Origin of the sequence: Agrobacterium sp. ST15.16.024 (assembly GCF_027956545.1) — a bacterium.
GTDB classification, from domain to species: Bacteria; Pseudomonadota; Alphaproteobacteria; order Rhizobiales; family Rhizobiaceae; genus Agrobacterium; species Agrobacterium cucumeris.
In genome coordinates this window covers 1,700,912-1,721,294 of record NZ_JAQKGO010000001.1, presented here as the reverse complement: position 1 = coordinate 1,721,294, position 20,383 = coordinate 1,700,912, and the positions used below count along the sequence as shown (strand labels likewise).

Genomic DNA, 20,383 nt, shown 5'->3' with positions numbered 1-20,383 from the left:
TTGGACGCCGGAACATCCGGGCGCAAACATTCGTTGGTTGCGCCACTATATTAGTCTTAGGATAAGCGGATTGAGCCGGTTGCAAAGCGTGGTGAATGGCCGCATACCGGAATGAACAGGGCGGATGAAAAGCGGGGCGCAGACGCTGACCATGAAAATTTTCAACTACAAGCGTGTTCCCTACGCGGAAATCCGCGCCTTTTCCGTGCATATGCTCACGGCGTCCGGTTCGTTCCTGGCTTTTCTCGGCGTCGTCGCCGCTGCCGAGCATCGTTTCGTCGATATGTTCTGGTGGCTGGGGCTTGCGCTTCTGGTCGACGGTATCGACGGACCCATCGCCCGCAAGGTACGGGTGAAGGAAGTTCTGCCCAACTGGTCCGGCGATACGCTCGACAATATCATCGACTACGTCACCTATGTGCTGTTGCCCGCCTTTGCGCTTTACCAGAGCGGCATGATCGGCGAGCCGCTGTCCTTTGTGGCCGCAGGCATGATCGTGGTCTCGAGTGCCATTTATTATGCCGATATGGGCATGAAGACGGATGAATATTTCTTCTCTGGCTTTCCGGTCGTGTGGAACATGGTGGTTTTCACGCTGTTCGTCATGGATGCGAGCGCAACCACGGCCATGACCGTCGTCACCGTTTCGGTTTTCCTGACATTCCTGCCGATCAACTTCCTGCATCCGGTACGGGTGAAGAGGTTGCGTCCGCTCAATCTGGCCGTCGTGTTCGTCTGGTGCGCGCTTGGCGGTTATGCGCTGCTGGCGCATTTCGAAACGCCGACATGGGCGGTGATCGCATTCGTTGTGAGCGGCATCTATCTTTATTGCATCGGTGGAATCTTGCAGTTCTTCCCCTCGCTCGGCGCGAAGTAAGAAAAATCTAAAGCCGTTTATTGCTTGTGCAAATTGCATTTAAGCAGTTTCTTTTTCTGTTGTGCGCAGCAGCAAAACGGTTATCAATAAATCATGGTCCCGTAGCATTGCATACGCATTGCCGCCGGATTGGGAACAATGACCACTGTTGTTGAAATGCTTCGAAGAAAGCGTGGACAGCCGGTGAAAGAGGGGATCAGTGACTGGAAATCTGGCGCCAGAGGCCACGCCTCTCCTGTCGGTTCGCAAGCTGACAAAGCTGTTCGGCAATTTCGCCGCCTGCAACGGTATCGATCTCGATATTGCGCCGGGCGAAATCCATGCGCTTCTGGGTGAAAACGGTGCCGGCAAGTCGACGCTGGTCAAGATGCTGTTCGGCGTCCTTGCGCCGACGGAAGGCGACATCATCTGGCAGGGCCAGCCGGTTTCCGTGGGCTCGCCCAGCGAGGCCCGCAAGCTCGGTATCGGCATGGTGTTCCAGCATTTCTCGCTGTTCGAGGCGCTGACGGTCGCTGAAAACATTGCCCTGTCGCTCGACCCGAAAATTTCGCTGAAGGAAATTGCCAAAGAGGCGGAAACGTTGTCGCGGGCCTATGGCCTGCCGCTTGATCCCAATGCGCATGTGGCCGATCTTTCGGTCGGTGAGCGCCAGCGCATCGAGATCGTCCGCGCTTTGTTGCAGAACCCGCGTCTGATCATTCTCGACGAGCCGACCTCGGTTTTAACGCCGCAGGAGGCCGACAAGCTGTTCGAGACGCTGGAGAAGCTGAAGGCCGAAGGGCGCTCGGTGCTTTATATCAGCCATCGCCTCGAAGAGGTGCAGCGCATCTGTGATCGCGCCACCGTCCTGCGCCACGGCAAGGTGACGGGGGCGTGTGATCCGCGCAAGGAAACGCCGGCATCGCTGGCGCGCATGATGGTTGGCAGCGATGTCGCAAGCGTTTCGCGGGCGACGGGCGAAGCGCTTGGCGCGCCGCAGATCGAGGTCATGGCGCTTTCGGTTGCGCCGCGCACGCCTTTTGCCGTGGCCTTGAAATCGATTTCAATGAATGTGCGCGCCGGTGAAGTGCTGGCGATTGCCGGTGTGGCCGGCAACGGGCAGGGCGAGCTGTTCGATGCACTTTCGGGCGAATATCCCGTTTATAATAATGACGCCATCCATCTGCGTGGCAAGCCGGTTGGCCGCATCGGCATCAATGGCCGGCGGCTGATGGGTGCCGGTTTCGTGCCGGAGGAGCGCCACGGTCACGCTGCGGTTCCCGGCATGAGCCTTTCCGACAATCTGTTGCTGGCGCGGGCGCGTTCCGACCGCAAGGCGTTTCTGACCGGCGGTTTCCTGCGTATCATCCGCGGCTCGGCCATCCGGGCGGCGGCACGGCGTATTTCGGAAACCATGGATGTGCGCAAGAGCGGTGCAGATCCGCTGGCGGGATCGCTTTCCGGCGGCAATCTCCAGAAGTTTATCGTTGGGCGCGAGCTTGACCGTCAGCCGGCGGTGCTTGTTGTCAATCAGCCGACCTGGGGGGTGGATGCGGGTGCCGCAAGCCGTATCCGCCAGGCGCTGGTCGATCTTGCCAAGGCTGGCTCGGCCGTCATCGTCATCAGCCAGGATCTCGATGAAATCTTCGAGGTCGCCACCAATATCGCGGTCATTTCCGATGGCAAGCTCTCCGATGCCCATCCGGTGGAAGAGATGACGCTTGAAAAGATCGGCCTTTTGATGGGCGGCATTCACACGTCACATTCGGGAGCCGCCCAGCATGCGCATTGAGCTTGAAAAACGCGCGGGGGTCTCGAAGCTTTTCACCCTGCTTTCGCCGCTTCTGGCGCTGGTGCTGACGCTGCTTGTCGGCGCTGTCATGTTCGCCATGCTCGGTAAAAATCCGGCCCATGCGCTTTACGCCTTTTTCGTCGAGCCGCTGCTGGAGGTCTGGTCGCTGCATGAGCTGGCGATCAAGGCTGCGCCGCTGATCCTGATCGGCGTCGGCCTGTCGATCTGTTATCGCTCCAATAACTGGAATATCGGCGCGGAGGGGCAATTCACCATCGGCGCGATTACCGGTTCCATCCTGCCGGTGCTTTATCCGGACTGGCACTCGCCGCTCATCCTGCCGCTGATGATGGTGATGGGCGCTGTCGGCGGCGCGCTTTATGCCGGTATTCCGGCGCTGTTGAAAACGAAGTTCAACACCAATGAAATCCTCGTCAGCCTGATGCTGGTCTATGTCGCGCAGCTTTTCCTCGACTGGCTGACGCGTGGCATCTGGCGCGATCCCGGCGGCTACAATTTCCCGCAGACCAAGCCCTTCAACGACAGCGCCGTGCTGCCGGAAATGCTGGCCTCGGGCCGGGCGCATTGGGGTTTCGTGTTCGCCATCGTCGCAGCCATCGCGCTGTGGTTCATGATGCGCTACATGCTCAAGGGCTTTGAAGTTACCGTACTTGGCCAATCGGCGCGGGCAGGGCGTTTTGCCGGTTTTTCCTCCAGCCGTATGGTGTGGTTTTCGCTGCTGTTATCGGGTGCACTGGCCGGGCTTGCGGGCATTTCGGAAGCTTCCGGTTCCATCGGCCATCTCCAGCCCAGCATATCGCCGGGTTATGGTTTCACCGCCATCATCGTCGCCTTTCTCGGCCGCCTCAATCCGCTTGGCATCATCCTTTCCGGGCTGGTGCTGGCGCTGACCTATCTCGGTGGCGAGGCGGCGCAGCTTTCGATTGGTGTCTCCGACAAGGTGACACGGGTATTTCAGGGGCTGATGCTGTTCTTCGTATTGTCCTGCGATACGTTGATCTTCTATCGCATCCGGGTGGTCTTTGCCGGCAAGACACATCGTAAAGAAGGAGCGGCATGATGGATATGCTTCAGGCCATTCTTCTCACCGTCATCACCGCTGCCACCCCGCTTGTCATCGCCGCTTCGGGCGAGCTTGTGGCGGAACGTTCAGGCGTGCTCAATCTCGGCGTTGAGGGCATGATGATCATGGGCGCGGTCTGTGCTTTCGCCGCCACGCATATGACGGGTTCACCCTATCTCGGCATTCTGGCCGGCATTGCCTCGGGCGCGGTGTTTTCGCTGCTCTTCGGCTTCCTGACGCTGACGCTTGTCACCAATCAGGTGGCAACGGGTCTTGCGCTTACCATTCTCGGCCTCGGCGTCTCCGGCATGCTGGGCGAGAGTTTCGTCGGCCTGCCTGGTATCAAGCTGCAGCCGATCGTCTTTCCTGTCTTGTCGGAGATTCCGTTTTTTGGTCCGCTGCTGTTCCGGCAGGACCTGATCTTCTACATGTCCATCGCGCTGGTGTTCGGCATCAGCTGGTTCCTGTTCAAAAGCCGCACGGGCCTGAAAATCCGTGCCATCGGTGACAATCACGCCTCGGCCCATGCGCTTGGCATCAACGTCATCCGCACGCGGTATCTGGCGGTCATGTTCGGCGGCGCCTGCGCCGGCCTTGCGGGCGCACAGCTGTCGCTGGTCTATACGCCGCAATGGGTGGAAAACATGTCGGCCGGGCGCGGCTGGATTGCGCTGGCGCTTGTCGTCTTCGCCTCCTGGCGTCCATGGCGCCTGCTGGCGGGCGGTTATCTGTTCGGCGCCGTCACCATCGGCCAGTTGCATGCGCAGGCCTTCGGCATCGGCGTGCCGTCGCAGCTGCTTTCGGCGATGCCTTATCTCGCAACTATTGTCGTGCTGGTCATCATCTCGCATAATCGCCGCACGACCTTGATCAACACACCGGCATCTTTGGGCAAATCCTTCGTGCCGGACAGGTGAAGAAGAATCCTCAAGTCTCCAAACCAACAGGGGTAAAAATGAAAAAACTGGTCATCGCACTTGCCGCGTCCGTCGCGGCGCTCGGCGGCGTCGTTTCCTCGGCGGAAGCCGCCGACGCCAAGAAGGTCTGCTTCATCTATGTCGGCAGCCGCACCGATGGCGGCTGGACACAGGCGCATGAAATCGGCCGCGAAGAGCTGCAAAAGCACTTCGGCGACAAGATCGAAACGCCGTTCCTTGAAAGCGTTCCGGAAGGCCCGGATGCCGAACGCGCCATCGAGCGTATGGCCCGTTCCGGCTGCGAACTGGTGTTCACCACCTCCTTCGGCTTCATGGATGCGACCGTGAAGGTTGCCCAGAAGTTCCCCAAGGTGAAGTTCGAGCACGCCACCGGCTTCAAGACCGCTGAAAACGTCGCAACCTATAATGCGCGCTTCTATGAAGGCCGTTACATTCAGGGCCAGATCGCCGCGAAGATGTCGAAGAAGGGTCTCGCCGGCTACATCGCGTCCTTCCCGATCCCGGAAGTGGTGATGGGCATTGACGCCTTCGTGCTCGGCGCACAGTCGGTCAACCCGGACTTCAAGCTCAAGGTCGTCTGGGCGAATACCTGGTTCGACCCCGGCAAGGAAGCCGATGCCGCCAAGGCGCTGATCGACCAGGGCGTTGATATCCTGACGCAGCACACCGACACGACGGCTCCGATGCAGGTTGCCGCCGAGCGTGGCATCAAGGCCTTCGGTCAGGCTTCCGACATGATCGCCGCCGGTCCGCAGACCCAGCTCACCGCCATCAAGGACACCTGGGGTGCTTATTACATCAAGCGCACGCAGGCTTTGCTTGACGGCACCTGGAAGTCTGAATCCATCTGGGATGGCCTGAAGGACGGTATCCTGACCATGGCGCCCTACACCAACATGCCTGACGACGTGAAGAAGATGGCTGAGGAAACCGAAGCCAAGATCAAGTCGGGCGAGCTGCATCCCTTCACCGGCCCGGTGAAGAAGCAGGACGGCTCGGAATGGCTGAAGGCTGGCGAAAAGGCTGAGGACAAGGTTCTGCTCGGCCTCAACTTCTACGTTGCCGGCGTGGACGACAAGCTGCCGCAATAATGCGGATTATCTATCGCTACTGAAGCAAGGCCGCACATGAGAAATGTGCGGCCTTGCTTATTTTCATGCGTTTTACTGCATGGATGCAGTTTACCTTTGCTTTTCATGCGACTTGATGTTTTTCACTATAATCTGACTTGAGATACACACGTCTGGCGCGATTTTTTTAAGGTCGCCAACCGAACGGAAGGACATGGCACTTGCAGCGCGGAATGCTCGATGCGGCGATTGGTTTTCGAAAGCTGCGGACAAATCATGCACAGGTCGTTCACAAGCTCGGTCTCGATATCGTCTCCGGTACTTTCAGGACGGGTGAGATATTGCCTGGGGATGCCGAGCTGATGGAGCGGCTGAAAGTATCTCGCACGGTGCTGCGCGAAGCAATGAAAACGCTGACCGCCAAGGGCATGATTTCCCCTAAGGCGCGCATCGGCACAAGGGTGACGGAGCGCGAAAGCTGGAACATGTTCGACAGCGAAGTGCTTCTCTGGCACTTCGAGGCAGGTGTCAGCGACGAGTTCCTGCTGCATCTCTATGATATCCGTCAGGCTTTCGAACCCTATGGCGCGGGGCTTGCCGCGCTCAGGGCAAAAGACGCCGATATCGCCAAGCTCGCTGCTTACGCCAACGAGATGGGCAATACGGCTTATTCCAAGGAAAAACGGGCGCTGGCGGATATGAATTTCCATGTGCTCATCACCGAAATGTCCGGCAATCCGTTCATGCGCACCGTCGGTTCGCTGATCAAGGCGGCGCTGGCGGGCATTTTCCGGATGAGCAATCCGGAAGCCGATCCCAACGAGATTTCCGACGTGTCCGCCTCTCACTTGAGGCTTGTCGAGGCGTTTCGTCTGCGTGATGAGGCCGCGGCGCGCCGCGAAATGGGCAGGCTGATTGAAAATGGTCGTCAGCAGGTCCTGCAATTCACCGCCCGTCACCCGCGCTGAATAAATCACTTCTTCCCGCCGCTGATCACGTTTGATGAAAATCGGTGCGGAAATTTTGGTGCGGATTTGCATGGTTTCTTAAGTGGGCCGCCGTTATAGCAATGCCGGAACGCAATTACCGATGCGCCTGTCTGTTCAACCGGCTGGCGTTAAGTCAAACACATGCCACTGTCCCGGCCGCCCTGCGGCCGGTAACGGGGTGTTGGAGGTCTTATGGAGCGCAGCTCTCTAGCCGTTATTCTCGCTGCGGGCGACAGCACGCGCATGAAGTCGTCGAAATCCAAGGTGCTGCACACGGTTGCCGGGCGGTCGATGATTGCGCATGTGGTGGAGGCTGTGGCTGGATCTGGTGTTGGTGCAGTGGCGCTGGTGGTCGGGCGCGATGCTGACAATGTTGCCGCGGCTGCCAACCTCAGGGGTCTTGAGGTCGAGGCTTTCGTGCAGACGGAGCGCAAAGGCACCGGCCATGCGGTTCTTGCCGCACGCGCAGCCATCGAGCGCGGTTTCGATGACCTGATCGTCGCTTATGGCGACGTACCGCTCATCACGTCGGCGACGCTTGATCGGGCGCGCGAGGCGATTGCCGCCGGTGCCGATGTGGCCGTAATCGGCTTCCACACTGAGCGTCCGACAGGTTATGGCCGATTGTTGGTTGAGAATGGCGAGCTTGTGGCGATCCGCGAGGAAAAGGATGCAACCGACGAAGAGCGCAAGGTAACCTGGTGCAATAGCGGCCTGATGGCGATCAACGGCCGTAATGCCCTTGATCTGCTCGACCGGATCGGCAACAGCAACGTTAAAGGCGAATATTACCTCACCGACATCGTTGAAATCGCCCGTTCGCTCGGCCGTCGCGCCGTGGCCATCGATGCGCCTGAAACCGAGCTGGTTGGCTGCAACAACCGTGCCGAACTGGCTTTTATCGAGAAGCTGTGGCAGGAGCGCCGCCGCCATGAGCTGATGGTGGACGGCGTTTCGATGATCGCGCCCGAGACGGTTTTCCTCTCCTTCGATACGAAGATCGGCCAGGATGCCCTGATCGAGCCGAATGTCGTGTTCGGTCCCGGCGTGACGATCGAGCCGGGTGCCGTCATCCATGCGTTCTCGCATCTGGAAGGCGCTCATGTTGCGGAAGGTGCGACCGTCGGTCCCTATGCGCGGTTGCGTCCAGGCGCCAACCTGCATGCCAATTCCAAGGTCGGCAATTTCTGTGAGGTCAAGAAGGCCGAAATCGGCGAGGGCGCCAAGGTCAACCATCTGACCTATATCGGAGATGCCTTCATTGGTGCCGGCAGCAATATTGGTGCGGGCACCATCACCTGCAATTACGACGGTTACAACAAGGCTGAAACGCGGATCGGCGCGAACAGTTTTGTCGGCTCAAACTCGTCGCTGGTTGCGCCCGTGACGATTGGAGAAGGCGCTTACATAGCATCCGGCAGCGTGATTACCGATGACGTTCCCGATGATGCGCTGGCTTTCGGGCGCGCGCGCCAGGAAGTGAAACCGGGCCGGGCAACCGTGGTGCGCGAGCGGGCGAAAGCGCTGAAAGAAGCCAAGAAAAAGGCCTCTTGAAAGACGTTACCGAGCGATACCGAAAGTGACCGGCGGGATAATTGCTGATTTCGGAGAAACGGTTAGTAGTTTCGGCGAAGAGATCGCCGTCTGGAGAAATATATGTGCGGAATTGTCGGAATAGTCGGAACCCAGCCTGTTGCTGAACGGCTTGTCGATGCGCTGAAGCGTCTCGAATATCGAGGTTACGATTCGGCTGGTGTCGCCACCATCGACAATGGCGCGATGGACCGCCGCCGGGCGGAAGGCAAGCTGTTCAACCTGGAAAAGCTGGTTTCGGAAAAGCCGCTGCCGGGCGTGGTGGGTATTGCCCACACCCGCTGGGCGACGCATGGCGTACCGAACGAGACTAACGCCCACCCGCATTTCGTTGAAGGCGTTGCCGTTGTCCATAACGGCATCATCGAAAACTTCTCCGAACTGCGTGAAGAACTGACCGCCGAGGGCGCGACCTTCACCACCCAGACGGACACCGAAGTGGTGGCACAGCTTCTGGCGAAATATACCCGCGAAGGGCTTGGCCATCGCGAAGCGATGCTGAAGATGCTGAACCGCGTTACCGGCGCCTATGCGCTGGTCGTCATGTTTCAGGATGATCCCGGCACGTTGCTTTCGGCGCGCTCCGGCCCGCCGCTTGCCGTCGGTTATGGCCGCGGTGAAATGTTCCTCGGTTCGGATGCCATCGCGCTGTCGCCCTTCACCAACGAGATCACCTATCTGGTGGATGGCGATTGCGCCATCGTGACCCGACAGGGTGCTGAGATCATCGATTTTTCCGGCAAGCCTGTGAAGCGCGAGCGGCAGATTTCTCAGGCGACGGCCTATGTGGTCGACAAGGGCAACCACCGCCACTTCATGGAAAAGGAAATCTACGAGCAGCCGGAAGTCATTTCCCATGCGCTCAGCCACTACGTGGATTTCGCCTCCAAGACGGTGAAGGATGCCGACAAGGCCATCGACTTTTCCAAGCTTTCCGGCCTTGCCATTTCCGCCTGCGGCACGGCTTATCTGTCGGGTCTGATCGGTAAATACTGGTTCGAGCGTTATGCGCGCCTGCCGGTGGAAATCGATGTCGCCTCGGAATTCCGTTACCGCGAGATCCCGCTCGTTCCCACGCAGGCGGCGCTGTTCATTTCGCAATCGGGCGAAACCGCCGATACGCTGGCGGCCCTGCGCTATTGCCAGCAGGAGGGGCTGAAGATCGGCGCCGTCGTCAACACGCGCGAATCGACCATGGCCCGGGAATCGGATGCGATCTTTCCGATCCTCGCCGGTCCGGAAATCGGCGTTGCTTCCACCAAGGCCTTCACCTGCCAGCTTGCCGTGCTCGCTTCGCTGGCCGTTGCCGCCGGCAAGGCGCGCGGCACGATCACGCCTCAGCAGGAAACCGAACTGGTTCGCCATCTGACCGAGATGCCTCGCATCATGAGCAAGGTTCTCAACAGCATCCAGCCGCAGATCGAGGCGCTGTCGCGTGATCTGTCGCGCTTCAAGGATGTGCTTTATCTCGGCCGCGGCACCAGCTTCCCGCTGGCGCTGGAAGGTGCGCTGAAGCTCAAGGAAATCTCCTATATCCACGCCGAAGGTTATGCCGCCGGCGAGTTGAAGCACGGGCCGATCGCGCTGATTGACGAGAACATGCCTGTTATCGTCATTGCGCCGCATGACCGCTTCTTCGAAAAGACCGTGTCGAATATGCAGGAAGTCGCCGCGCGCGGGGGCAGAATCATCTTCATCACCGACGAGAAGGGGGCTGCCGCCTCCAAGCTCGACACCATGGCGACGATCACCCTGCCGACTGTTGATGAACTCATCGCACCGATGGTCTTCTCGCTGCCGATCCAGCTGCTCGCCTACCACACCGCGGTCTTCATGGGCACGGATGTCGACCAGCCGCGCAATCTGGCGAAATCGGTGACCGTGGAATGATCATCCGGCCGGAACGGCAGGGTGATGAACGGGCAATTGCCCACGTTACGGAAGATGCCTTCCGTGACGTCGAGTACAGCGACAGGACCGAACATCTGATCGTTGCGCGGCTGCGCGCCGCCGGCGCTCTGGTGGTTTCGCTGGTGGCGGAAGACAGCGAAGGCATTATCGGCCATGTCGGTTTTTCACCGGTCACGCTGAGCAGCGGTGAGAGCGGCTGGTTCTGCCTTGCGCCGCTCTCCGTGGCACCGGAGAGGCAGGGGCAGGGCGTCGGTTCACGGCTGGTGCAAGAAGGGCTTGCTGCACTGGACCGGCTGAGTGCCTCGGGCTGCGTTGTTGCGGGTGATCCGGATTATTATGGACGCTTCGGTTTTCGCCACCTCGAAGGCTTGAGTGCGGCGGGGATTCCTGACGAATATTTCACAGTTCTTCGCTTGCATGGCGGAACTCCATCCGGCATTGTCGGTTTTCATCCGGGTTTCGATGGCGAAAACGCTTAATTCCGAACGGTAAATGACTGAAATTCCAGTAAAAATATCCTTCGCAGCCCGTCTGCGCAACAGCTTTCTCACGGGCGTTCTCATTCTCGCGCCCGTCACCATCACCATGTGGCTGGTGTGGAGCTTCCTGCAATGGGCGGATAGCTGGGTGAAACCCTATATCCCCGCCCGTTACGATCCCGAGCAATATTTCGATGTGGCGATCCCCGGCTTCGGGCTGCTGATCGCCGTCGTTGGTATCACCCTCATCGGTTTTCTCGGCAATAACCTCATCGGCAAGTGGATCGTCGGCGTTGGCGAATCCATTCTCAACCGCATGCCGCTGGTGCGGCCGATCTACAAGAGCATCAAGCAGCTGTTCGAATCCGTTCTGAAGGAGCATGCGAACTCCTTCAAGAAGGTCGGCCTGATCGAGTTTCCATCCCCCGGCACCTGGGCAATGGTCTTCGTTGCCTCCGAGGCCAAGGGCGAGCTTGCCCACCGGTTCAACGAGATGGGCCAGGAGATGGTCGCCGTCTTCCTGCCACCGACCCCTGTGCCGACGGCGGGCTTCCTGCTGTTCGTGCCGAAGGACAAGATCGTGATGCTGGACATGACGCCGGAAGATGCGGCGAAACTGCTGATATCAGGTGGTCTGGTGGCGCCGGATTTCACGCCGCCGAAGGCGATTGCGCCGGTTTGATGATATTCGCGCCTATCCGATCCCTTGCTCCATTGTCACTCAGGGGTGAAATGTCGCGCGGTTGACGAACCAATGTGGTTCACCAATAATCATAGTGAACCGAAAGAGGCTGCACCCATGACTGCGTTTACAGTACGCCTGCCGGACGAGGTTGCTGACAAGCTTGATCAGCTGGCAGAAAAGCTCGATCGCTCGCGGTCCTACATGGCGGCGCGGGCGATTGAGGACTATGTTGCCCGTGAGGAGTGGCAGCTAGCCGAGATTGAGGCCGGTTTGGCGGAAGCGGATCGCGGCGAGTTTGGCACACCCGAAGATCTCGCAAACATTGTCGGAAAATACGTCAAGTCCGCCCGGCCGTCATGAGCGACCGGAGAATTCGTTGGACTTTGCGGGCGCTGCGACGGCTCGATGAAATTGGTGCGCATATCGAAAAGGATAATCCAGCGGCTGCGGCCCGGGTAATTTCCCGCATTGTTTCTGCCGTAGATATGTTGATGGACCAGCCGGCAATGGGACGGGTCGGGCGGATCAGGGGAACACGGGAAGCCGTGCTATCCGACATTTCCTACATTATTGCCTATCGTGTCAGCGGTGATATCGAAATTCTGACGATCATCCACACATCGCAGCGATGGCCTTCGTCGCTCTGACTAAACAACGCTCCTAGAGTGCTGATCAATCCTCGTCATCCAGATCCTCCACCTCCGTGCCCGTCGTCGTGGCGTGAAACACCGGAACGAAAAGCCGCAAATAGACCAGCCGCACGCTCCAGCCTTCTTCCAGCGCCTGGCTCCAGGCTTTCTTGCGGCCGGGTTTCTTGAAGGCCTTGCCGATCGCCTTTTTTGGGCTTTTTGCAAAGGTCTCAGGCTGCAGGATATTTTGCGGCGAGCAGAGCGCGTAGCCCTTGCGGAAGGCGGGTGGTGGGCGGCGTGGGTCGATCATGTTCATTATGGTCAAAACTTTCAGCCGGCGTGCAGGAAGCGGATCGCTTCGTCGCGGCGGTGCAGATAGAGCAGGGTGCGCAGGCTTTCGCCGCGCGGACCTGTCAGTTCGGGGTCGCGCTCTATGACATAGGCCGCGTCCTTGCGGGCGATTTCCAGAAGGTCGGAATGGGCTTCGAGGCTGGCGATGCGGAAACCGGGCGTGCCGGACTGCCGGGTGCCGAGCAGTTCGCCTTCGCCGCGCAGCTTCAAGTCCTCTTCCGCGATCAGGAAGCCGTCCTCGCTATCGCGCAGGATGGAGAGCCGGGCGCGCCCGTTTTCACTGAGCGGCCCCTTGTAGAGCAGAATGCAGGTGGAGGCCTCGTCACCGCGCCCGACGCGGCCGCGCAGCTGGTGCAGCTGGGCGAGGCCGAAACGTTCGGCATGTTCGATGACCATGATCGTCGCGTCCGGCACGTCGACGCCGACTTCCACCACCGTCGTTGCCACCAGCAGCCGGGTTTCACCGCTCTTGAAGGCGAGCATGGCGGCGTCTTTTTCCGGGCCGCTCATGCGGCCATGGATAAGGCCGATATTGGCGCTGAGCATCTGCGACAAAACCGCGTGGCGTTCCTCCGCAGACATCAGGTCGGACTCTTCCGTTTCTTCCACCAGCGGGCAGATCCAGTAGGCCTTTTTGCCGTCCTTCAGCGCGGCACGCAGCCGCTCGACAATGTCGCCGATGCGTTCGGTGGGGATTGTCACGGTCTGGATGGGTTTGCGGCCGGCAGGCTTTTCGGTGAGCTTGGAAACATCCATGTCGCCAAAGGCGGCCAGAACCAGCGTGCGCGGAATGGGCGTGGCGGTCATGACCAGCATATGTGGCGTGATGCCCTTGGCGGTGAGACGCAGGCGCTGGTGCACGCCGAAACGATGCTGTTCGTCCACTACGGCCAGCACGAGGTTTTTGTAACTCACGCTATCCTGAAACAGCGCATGCGTGCCGATGACGATCTGCGCTTCGCCTGACGCCACGCGTTCTTCGATCTCGCGGCGCTCCTTGCCCTTGGTGCGTCCGGTGAGAACCTCGACGGTGATGCCCGCCGCATTGGCGAGTTTGGAGATAGTGGCGAAATGCTGGCGGGCGAGGATTTCGGTCGGGGCCATCAGCACCGCCTGTCCGCCGGCCTCCACTGCGGTCGCCATGGCCATCAGCGCCACCAATGTCTTGCCCGCGCCGACATCGCCCTGCAGCAGCCGCAACATGCGGTCTTCGCCGGCCATGTCGCTGAGGATATCCTTCACCGCAGCACTCTGGCTTGCGGTCAGCGAGAAGGGCAGCTGCGACAGGATTTTTGCGGCGATATCACCCTTGGCACGGATCGGCTGGCCAGCCACCTTGCGCAGCCGCTGGCGCACCAGTGCCAGTGACAGCTGTCCGGCAAGGAATTCGTCATAGGCCAGCCGCCTGCGCGCCGGAGCTTGCGGATCGATATCGGCGCTGTCGCGCGGGTCGTGCAATTCGCGGAAGCTTGAGGCGACATCGCCGAAGCCCTGCCTCGTCTTCAGTGTCTCGTCGATCCATTCGGGAAAGACCGGCAGCTTTGAAAGCCCGCCTTCGATTGCCTTGCGCAGCACCTTGGCAGACAGCCCGGCGGTCATGGGATAAACGGCTTCCACCAAAGGCAGGTTTTCCGCCTCTGATAGCTTCACCATGAAATCCGGATGCACCATCGAGGCGCGGCCGTTAAACCAGTCCACCTTGCCGCTGACGAGAACCTCTTCGTCCACTGGCAGGGCCTTGGACAGCCAGTCACCCTTGGCGCGGAAGAAGGTCAGCGCCAGTTCGCCGGTCTCGTCATGCATGAAGACGCGATAGGGCGCGTTGCGGTTTCCCGGTGGCGGCGGCTGATGGCGGTCAACGCGTCCCTGAATGGTGACAATGGCGCCGGGGGCCGCCAGCGCAATGCCGGGGCGATTGCGTCGGTCGATGACGTTGGATGGCGCGTGAAAAAGGAGATCGATGACGCGGGTGTCGTCGGCGCTTTCCCGGCTCAATAGCTTGGCCAGAAGATCGGCAAGCTTCGGCCCCACACCGGCAAGGGTGGAGACGGAGGCAAACAGCGGATCGAGAATGGCCGGGCGCATGGGTCAGCAAAATCGGGGAAGGGGACGCGTTATGCAAGACTTGGGGGCTGACAAAGGCGGGTTATCACCGGCAGATTTTCACTGCCGTGGCATTATTTCGATAAAAACCGGTTCCCAAGCGTTCGCCTCCTGTTCTATAGGAGGTCGCAGTCAACATCCTGTTGAATAGCCAACCGAAAGGTGAATGCGATGACTGGACTGGTGCGCACGAGTGCCGACCTTGATCCGAGACGCCGGCGGATACTTTACCGCTGCTGGCACCGGGGCATTCGCGAGATGGATCTGGTGCTCGGGCAATTCGCGGAAGACAATATTGCCGGGCTTTCCGATGATCAGCTCGACGAACTCGAGATCATCATGGCGGAAGAGGATAACGACCTCGTCCAGATGGTGACAGGCGCGCAGCCGGTGCCGGAAAAATTCCGCACACCGTTGTTTGAAAAGATCGCCTCCTACCGTCCCGATTTCGATCTCGTCACCGCCGAAACCCTGAAGGCCTGAAACATGATAGCCGGATTCGATGCAAAGCTGGTGATGTCGGCCGATACGCCGCTGACCATCGGAAATGTGCCTTCCGGCATGGAAGCCCTTTTGCTTGCCGACATGGCGCGGGCAGGCACATCGGTGGCTTACGTGATGTCGGATGGCCAGCGGGTCGCCGATCTCGAACAGATTCTCGGTTTCGTCGCACCTGATATTCCGGTCATGACGCTGCCGGCCTGGGACTGTTTGCCCTATGACCGCGTGTCACCGAGCGCCGACACTTCGGCGCGCCGGCTGGCGGCGCTCTCCGGCCTCATCGCCCACGCGAAAAAGCCGCATCCGGCCATCGTGCTCGTCACCGTCAACGCCATGCTGCAGAAGATGGCGCCGCGGGATATTATCGGCAGCCTCGGCTTCTCGGCGAAGCCCGGCAACCAGATACGCATGGAAGAGATTGCCGCGCGGCTGGAACGCAACGGTTTCGACCGGGTGGCGACGGTGCGTGAAGTGGGCGAATTTGCCGTGCGCGGCGGTATTCTCGATGTTTTCGTTCCCGGTACGGAAGAGCCGGTGCGGCTCGATTTCTTCGGCGATACGCTGGAGAGCATCCGCACCTTCGATCCGGCCAGCCAGCGCACCATTGCCCAGGCGCGTTCGCTCGACTTGAACCCGATGAGCGAAGTGACGCTGACGCCGGATACGATCGGCCGGTTCCGCAAGAACTACCTGTCGCTGTTTGGCGCTGCGACCCGTGACGATGCGCTTTATCAGGCCGTCTCCGAAGGCCGCCGATATGCCGGCATGGAGCATTGGCTGCCGCTGTTTTACGAGAAGCTGGAAACCGCTTTCGACTACCTCGAAGGTTTCCGCATCGTCACCGACCACACAGCAAGGGAAGCCGCGAAGGAACGCTCCAAGCTGGTGCTTGATTATTACGAGGCGCGCCGGGCTTCCGGTGAAACCAAGGGTTCGACGCAGGGCGCGCCCTACAAGCCGGTATCGCCGGGACAGCTTTATCTCGATGGCAAGAGCTTCGATGCCCTGCTCGCCGGCGTCAATGCGGTGCGGCTGACGCCCTTCAATGAACACGATAGCGAAGGCCACCCCGTCGCAACGCTCGATGCCCATGTCGGGCCGCGCTGGGCGCGTCCGCCAACCGAAGGCGAGAGCGAAGAACGGGTCAATGTTTTCGATCTGGCGGTAAAGCATATTGCGGATCGCCGCGCCAAGGGCTGGAAGGTGCTGATAACAGGCTGGTCGGAAGGTTCGCTCGACCGGTTGTTGCAGGTTTTGAACGAACACGGGCTTGAGAACATCAAGCCGGTGACATCGCTGAAAGAGGTGGAAAAGCTCGGCAAGGGTGAGGCGGCCGCAACGGTTCTGAGCCTCGAAGCCGGGTTTGAAACCGGAACGTTGGCGGTCATCGGCGAGCAGGATATTCTCGGCGACCGCATGGTGCGGCGCTCGAAACGCCGCAAGCGCGGCGCGGATTTCATTTCCGAAGTGGCGGGTCTGGACGAGGGGTCGCTGGTTGTTCACGCCGAACACGGCATCGGCCGTTTCGTCGGCTTGCAGACCATCGAGGCGGCGGGTGCGCCGCGTGCATGTCTCGAACTGCATTATGCCGACGACGCCAAGCTGTTCCTGCCGGTCGAAAACATCGATCTTCTTTCCCGTTACGGTTCCGATGCGGCGGAAGCGACGCTCGACAAGCTGGGCGGCGGCGCATGGCAGATGCGCAAGGCCAAGCTCAAGAAGCGCCTGCTCGACATGGCCGATGAGCTCATCCGCATCGCGGCCGCGCGTCTGGTGCGTCATGCGCCGGCCTTGATTGCGCCGGACGGGCTTTACGACGAATTTGCCGCCCGTTTCCCCTATGACGAGACCGAAGACCAGCTGAACGCCATCGAGGCGGTGCGCGAGGATCTCGGTGCTGGCCGGCCGATGGATCGCCTCATCTGCGGTGACGTTGGTTTCGGCAAGACCGAAGTGGCGCTGCGCGCCGCCTTCCTTGCCGCCATGAACGGCGTACAGGTGGCGGTGGTGGTGCCGACCACGCTGCTTTCCCGCCAGCATTTCCGCACGTTTTCCGAGCGGTTTCGTGGATTGCCGATCCGGGTGCAGCAGGCCTCGCGCCTCGTCGGGTCGAAGGAACTGACGCTGACGAAAAAGGAAGTGGCCGATGGCAAGACGGATATCGTCGTCGGCACCCATGCGCTGCTTGGCGCGGGCATCAGCTTCGCCAATCTTGGCCTGCTGATCATCGACGAAGAGCAGCATTTCGGCGTCAAGCACAAGGAACGGCTGAAGGAACTCAAAAGCGACGTGCATGTGCTGACGCTGTCAGCCACGCCCATTCCGCGCACGCTGCAACTGGCGATGACAGGTGTGCGTGAGCTGTCGCTCATCACCACGCCGCCTGTCGATCGCATGGCGGTACGCACCTTCATTTCGCCCTTCGATCCGCTGGTGATCCGCGAAACGCTGATGCGCGAACATTATCGTGGCGGCCAGAGCTTTTATGTCTGCCCGCGGCTTGCCGATCTCGCCGATATCCATGCTTTCCTGCAATCGGATGTGCCGGAGCTGAAAGTGGCCGTGGCGCATGGCCAGATGGCGGCGGGCGAACTCGAAGACATCATGAACGCCTTTTACGACGGCAAATATGATGTGCTGCTGTCGACCACCATCGTCGAATCCGGCCTCGACGTGCCGACCGCCAATACGCTGATCGTGCACCGCGCCGATATGTTCGGTCTCGCACAGCTTTACCAGCTGCGTGGCCGTGTTGGCCGCTCCAAGGTGCGCGCCTTCGCGCTGTTTACCCTGCCGGTCAACAAGGTGCTGACGACGATGGCGGAACGGCGGCTGAAGGTGCTGCAATCGCTCGATACGCTGGGGGCCGGTTTCCAGCTGGCGAGCCACGATCTCGATATTCGCGGTGCGGGCAATCTGCTCGGTGAGGAACAGTCCGGCCATATCAAGGAAGTCGGCTTCGAGCTTTACCAGCAGATGCTGGAAGAGGCCGTTGCCGAGGTGAAGGGCGACGAAGAGGTACGCGACAGCGGCTGGTCGCCGCAGATATCGGTCGGCACCTCCGTGATGATCCCGGAAGATTACGTTCCTGACCTGCATCTGCGCATGGGCCTTTACCGCCGTCTCGGCGAGCTTGCCGATATCAGCGAGATCGACGGTTTCGGCGCGGAGATGATCGACCGTTTCGGCCCGTTGCCGAAAGAGGTGCAGCATCTCCTCAAGATCGTCTACATCAAGTCGCTCTGCCGTGTTGCCAATGTCGAGAAGGTGGATGCCGGGCCGAAGGGCGTGGTGCTGCAATTCCGCCACAAGGAATTCCCGAACCCGGCGGCACTCGTGTCCTATATCGGCAAGCAGGGCTCCATGGCAAAGATCCGGCCCGACCACAGCCTGTTCCTGACCCGCGATCTGCCGACGCCGGAAAAGCGTCTGGCGGGCGCGGCGATGATCATGACGCAGCTGGCGGAGCTGGCGCGGTCGTAGATTTGAGCTTTCCGGGGCGGGCATTGGTCATACGGCGTGTGTCGCTTTACCCCCCTCTGCCCTGCCGGGCATCTCCCCCTCAAGGGGGGAGATCGATCTGCGGCTAGGTTTCGACCATCACAACGGTCGAGGATGAGGTGGCGCGAGAGCGTCTTGCCGATCTCCCCCCTTGAGGGGGAGATGCCCGGCAGGGCAGAGGGGGGTAAGTCCCAAGCATCTTCGGTCCGCCGTCAATCAACAAGCTCCCGAAAGCCAACACCTAAAGCACATCCAGACAAACCAACATCGAAACCTCCGACATCCATCTGCTTTATGAACCTCCCAGCCCCGGAGGCTCCGCAAACATTACCGGGATGTAATGAAACGGACATGCGCCGGTAGCTTCGGCGGGCGTAGTCTTGTTTTCATCTCCTGCATTACGCTCAATATGATGCGTGAGTGGGAAGACGAAGGAGCAAGACAATGTGGACCAGGATGAACAGGTTCGCCTCCGCAGGTCTGGTTGCTTTGACAATTGCGGGCACCACAATTGCCACCACCAACCAGGCGGAAGCACGCAACCACTTTGGACACGGGCATGGCGGCGGCGGCATTGCCGCAGGTATCGCCGGAGCGATTATCGGTGGCGCCATCGTCGCCGGGGCGCGGCATTCCTATGGCGGCCCGTATTATGGAGAGCCTTTTTACGGCCCGCCGGTTTATGGCCCGCCGGTGATCTATCAGCCGGCCTATCCGCGCTGCCACGTCGTCTGGCGACAGAATGGCTGGGGCGACATGTATCGGGCCAGGGTCTGCGACTAGGTCGTGAAATCCGACAGGCGCAATGACCCACGCGACGCGGAAAGCGAGAGGCAGCTTCCGGCCTTTGGCCGGTAGCCGACGACGCTCTGTTCAATGTCAGTGTCTCCCTCTCCACTGGGCTGGCGTCACACCTTCCCAGCTTCGAAACGCCCGATAGAACGAGCCGGTGTCCTGGAAACCCAGCAGGAAGGCTATCTCTTCAATTCCATTACGCTTGTCTGAAAGCAGGTCGCGGCCGAGTTCCTGCCGTGCCTGCTCAATGAGCGCTCGATAGTTCGATCCCTGTTCGGTAATACGACGCTGCAGGGTTCTTTCGCTCATGCCGAGTTCACGCGCCACCTCGGAAATCTCCGGCTTGCCGCTTGCGATGCGGCGTTTGATCAGAATCTTGACCTGCTCCGGCAACGAGGATTGCGCCTCGATCTCGCCAAGGGAGGCCGCAAGTGCGGGCTCCAGTATAGCCAGCAGTTCTGGATTATGCCCGGCAAAGGGAAGATCGAGATCGTCGCGTTTCAGCACCATGGCATTCTGCGGACAGCCGGTGCGGATGGGTGCATTGAAATAACTCCGATGGACGTCGGAAACAGGTGCACGGCGAATCATCTCCACTCGAACCGGGGTGACGTGTCTGCCGGTGCCCCGCCGCCCCAGTTCGAGAAGGGCGGCGAAAGTGACGTCGGCCGCAGCATCCGGCTCGGCCTCGTCGGTGTGCAACCATCTTACGGCGATCCGGGCCTCGCCGCCGCTTTCCGTTACCGAAAGCTCTTCAGGGGTGCAAAGTCGCTTGAAGCGGGCCAGCCGGCGCAGCCCGTCGCGATAGTCGCGGGCGAAGAAGGCTGACATGGTGGCGGGTGGATGCATCGCTGTGTCTGTCTCGACCGTCATCCGGAGGCCGATGGCCGAATCCTGCGACAGGGCCTCGACCGCCCGCCACAGGTCGAAATATTGCGCCGTGGTCAACCATGCATCCGGGGCGATGTGCAGCGTTGCGGGAAGCTTCGCCTGCCGCAGCAGGGCCGGAGCTGGCAGCCCCATCCGCTCCGCCGCCCGCCAGAAAGCCTGGGGCAGCCTGCACCTGTCGCTCAAATCCCTGCTCATGATCCGACCTCCGACCTTCT

Annotated in this window: 18 protein-coding genes; 15 read left to right on the top strand and 3 right to left on the bottom strand. The window is 60.2% G+C overall.

Annotated features, from left to right (window positions below; all coding sequences use genetic code 11):
• Nucleotides 1-151 precede the first annotated feature (151 nt).
• The 12 genes from pcsA (at nt 152) to PL640_RS08360 (ending at nt 12,044) form a co-directional block, all read left to right on the top strand.
• Entirely contained in the window at nt 152-877 is a 726-nt protein-coding gene (pcsA, locus tag PL640_RS08415) for a phosphatidylcholine synthase (RefSeq protein WP_174031711.1), read from the top strand.
• Nucleotides 878-1,088: 211 nt separating this feature from the next.
• On the top strand, nt 1,089-2,648 hold the full coding sequence (locus PL640_RS08410) for an ABC transporter ATP-binding protein (RefSeq protein WP_271361476.1): 1,560 nt from the start codon (nt 1,089-1,091) through the stop codon (nt 2,646-2,648).
• Nucleotides 2,638-3,729 (top strand): ABC transporter permease, encoded by a 1,092-nt coding sequence (locus PL640_RS08405; protein ID WP_110756991.1) that lies wholly within the window; start codon nt 2,638-2,640, stop codon nt 3,727-3,729. Before PL640_RS08410 ends, PL640_RS08405 begins: the two co-directional genes overlap by 11 nt.
• Nucleotides 3,729-4,649 carry an ABC transporter permease gene (locus PL640_RS08400; RefSeq protein ID WP_052819852.1) on the top strand — a complete coding sequence of 307 codons (921 nt, stop codon included), beginning with the start codon at nt 3,729-3,731 and terminating at the stop codon, nt 4,647-4,649. The genes PL640_RS08405 and PL640_RS08400 overlap by 1 nt, the downstream gene beginning before the upstream one ends.
• Before the next feature lie 38 nt (nt 4,650-4,687).
• The gene (locus PL640_RS08395; RefSeq protein WP_142840078.1) at nt 4,688-5,761 is read left to right on the top strand and encodes a BMP family ABC transporter substrate-binding protein; all 1,074 of its coding nucleotides are present in this window, start codon (nt 4,688-4,690) and stop codon (nt 5,759-5,761) included.
• Between the two features lie 212 nt (nt 5,762-5,973).
• Entirely contained in the window at nt 5,974-6,708 is a 735-nt protein-coding gene (locus PL640_RS08390; RefSeq protein ID WP_142840659.1) for a FadR/GntR family transcriptional regulator, read from the top strand.
• Nucleotides 6,709-6,921: 213 nt separating this feature from the next.
• Nucleotides 6,922-8,283, top strand: coding sequence for a bifunctional UDP-N-acetylglucosamine diphosphorylase/glucosamine-1-phosphate N-acetyltransferase GlmU (gene glmU, locus PL640_RS08385; protein ID WP_271361393.1), 1,362 nt, complete (start codon nt 6,922-6,924; stop codon nt 8,281-8,283).
• A gap of 102 nt (nt 8,284-8,385) precedes the next feature.
• A complete protein-coding gene (gene glmS / locus PL640_RS08380) occupies nt 8,386-10,212 on the top strand; it encodes a glutamine--fructose-6-phosphate transaminase (isomerizing) (protein ID WP_142840076.1) in 1,827 nt (608 codons plus the stop codon).
• Complete coding sequence (locus tag PL640_RS08375; protein WP_271361392.1) at nt 10,209-10,712, top strand: GNAT family N-acetyltransferase; 504 nt, start codon at nt 10,209-10,211, stop codon at nt 10,710-10,712. Before glmS ends, PL640_RS08375 begins: the two co-directional genes overlap by 4 nt.
• A 13-nt stretch (nt 10,713-10,725) precedes the next feature.
• Nucleotides 10,726-11,394 (top strand): DUF502 domain-containing protein, encoded by a 669-nt coding sequence (locus PL640_RS08370; protein WP_142840074.1) that lies wholly within the window; start codon nt 10,726-10,728, stop codon nt 11,392-11,394.
• Nucleotides 11,395-11,511: 117 nt separating this feature from the next.
• Entirely contained in the window at nt 11,512-11,757 is a 246-nt protein-coding gene (locus PL640_RS08365; protein WP_142840073.1) for a CopG family ribbon-helix-helix protein, read from the top strand.
• On the top strand, nt 11,754-12,044 hold the full coding sequence (locus PL640_RS08360; RefSeq protein ID WP_142840072.1) for a type II toxin-antitoxin system RelE/ParE family toxin: 291 nt from the start codon (nt 11,754-11,756) through the stop codon (nt 12,042-12,044). Before PL640_RS08365 ends, PL640_RS08360 begins: the two co-directional genes overlap by 4 nt.
• A 25-nt stretch (nt 12,045-12,069) precedes the next feature.
• Here the strand turns inward: PL640_RS08360 and PL640_RS08355 are convergent, their stop codons facing one another.
• A complete protein-coding gene (locus tag PL640_RS08355; RefSeq protein ID WP_271361391.1) occupies nt 12,070-12,342 on the bottom strand; it encodes a hypothetical protein in 273 nt (90 codons plus the stop codon).
• Between the two features lie 14 nt (nt 12,343-12,356).
• Nucleotides 12,357-14,462 (bottom strand): ATP-dependent DNA helicase RecG, encoded by a 2,106-nt coding sequence (gene recG, locus PL640_RS08350; protein WP_271361389.1) that lies wholly within the window; start codon nt 14,460-14,462, stop codon nt 12,357-12,359.
• Nucleotides 14,463-14,651: 189 nt separating this feature from the next.
• Between recG and PL640_RS08345 the strand changes: the two genes are divergently transcribed.
• The 3 genes from PL640_RS08345 (at nt 14,652) to PL640_RS08335 (ending at nt 19,265) form a co-directional block, all read left to right on the top strand.
• Nucleotides 14,652-14,963, top strand: coding sequence for an FAD assembly factor SdhE (locus PL640_RS08345; protein ID WP_142840069.1), 312 nt, complete (start codon nt 14,652-14,654; stop codon nt 14,961-14,963).
• Nucleotides 14,964-14,966: 3 nt separating this feature from the next.
• Nucleotides 14,967-18,464: a transcription-repair coupling factor gene (gene mfd / locus PL640_RS08340; protein WP_271361387.1), complete on the top strand. Its 3,498-nt coding sequence runs from the start codon at nt 14,967-14,969 to the stop codon at nt 18,462-18,464.
• A gap of 462 nt (nt 18,465-18,926) precedes the next feature.
• On the top strand, nt 18,927-19,265 hold the full coding sequence (locus PL640_RS08335) for a hypothetical protein (protein ID WP_142840067.1): 339 nt from the start codon (nt 18,927-18,929) through the stop codon (nt 19,263-19,265).
• Nucleotides 19,266-19,361: 96 nt separating this feature from the next.
• On the opposite strand, the gene PL640_RS08330 is transcribed toward PL640_RS08335, so the two are convergent.
• Nucleotides 19,362-20,300, bottom strand: coding sequence for an AraC family transcriptional regulator (locus PL640_RS08330; RefSeq protein ID WP_271361475.1), 939 nt, complete (start codon nt 20,298-20,300; stop codon nt 19,362-19,364).
• Between the last annotated feature and the right edge of the window lie 83 nt (nt 20,301-20,383).

What these genes read in the sequence shown, in the direction of transcription:
- pcsA (WP_174031711.1), top strand. Translation starts at nt 152, where the DNA reads ATGAAAATTTTCAACTACAAGCGTGTTCCCTACGCGGAAATCCGCGCC.
- PL640_RS08405 (WP_110756991.1), top strand. Translation starts at nt 2,638, where the DNA reads ATGCGCATTGAGCTTGAAAAACGCGCGGGGGTCTCGAAGCTTTTCACC.
- PL640_RS08400 (WP_052819852.1), top strand. Translation starts at nt 3,729, where the DNA reads ATGGATATGCTTCAGGCCATTCTTCTCACCGTCATCACCGCTGCCACC.
- PL640_RS08395 (WP_142840078.1), top strand. Translation starts at nt 4,688, where the DNA reads ATGAAAAAACTGGTCATCGCACTTGCCGCGTCCGTCGCGGCGCTCGGC.
- PL640_RS08390 (WP_142840659.1), top strand. Translation starts at nt 5,974, where the DNA reads ATGCTCGATGCGGCGATTGGTTTTCGAAAGCTGCGGACAAATCATGCA.
- glmU (WP_271361393.1), top strand. Translation starts at nt 6,922, where the DNA reads ATGGAGCGCAGCTCTCTAGCCGTTATTCTCGCTGCGGGCGACAGCACG.
- glmS (WP_142840076.1), top strand. Translation starts at nt 8,386, where the DNA reads ATGTGCGGAATTGTCGGAATAGTCGGAACCCAGCCTGTTGCTGAACGG.
- PL640_RS08375 (WP_271361392.1), top strand. Translation starts at nt 10,209, where the DNA reads ATGATCATCCGGCCGGAACGGCAGGGTGATGAACGGGCAATTGCCCAC.
- PL640_RS08370 (WP_142840074.1), top strand. Translation starts at nt 10,726, where the DNA reads ATGACTGAAATTCCAGTAAAAATATCCTTCGCAGCCCGTCTGCGCAAC.
- PL640_RS08365 (WP_142840073.1), top strand. Translation starts at nt 11,512, where the DNA reads ATGACTGCGTTTACAGTACGCCTGCCGGACGAGGTTGCTGACAAGCTT.
- PL640_RS08360 (WP_142840072.1), top strand. Translation starts at nt 11,754, where the DNA reads ATGAGCGACCGGAGAATTCGTTGGACTTTGCGGGCGCTGCGACGGCTC.
- PL640_RS08355 (WP_271361391.1), bottom strand. Translation starts at nt 12,342, where the DNA reads ATGAACATGATCGACCCACGCCGCCCACCACCCGCCTTCCGCAAGGGC.
- recG (WP_271361389.1), bottom strand. Translation starts at nt 14,462, where the DNA reads ATGCGCCCGGCCATTCTCGATCCGCTGTTTGCCTCCGTCTCCACCCTT.
- PL640_RS08345 (WP_142840069.1), top strand. Translation starts at nt 14,652, where the DNA reads ATGACTGGACTGGTGCGCACGAGTGCCGACCTTGATCCGAGACGCCGG.
- mfd (WP_271361387.1), top strand. Translation starts at nt 14,967, where the DNA reads ATGATAGCCGGATTCGATGCAAAGCTGGTGATGTCGGCCGATACGCCG.
- PL640_RS08335 (WP_142840067.1), top strand. Translation starts at nt 18,927, where the DNA reads ATGTGGACCAGGATGAACAGGTTCGCCTCCGCAGGTCTGGTTGCTTTG.
- PL640_RS08330 (WP_271361475.1), bottom strand. Translation starts at nt 20,300, where the DNA reads ATGGGGCTGCCAGCTCCGGCCCTGCTGCGGCAGGCGAAGCTTCCCGCA.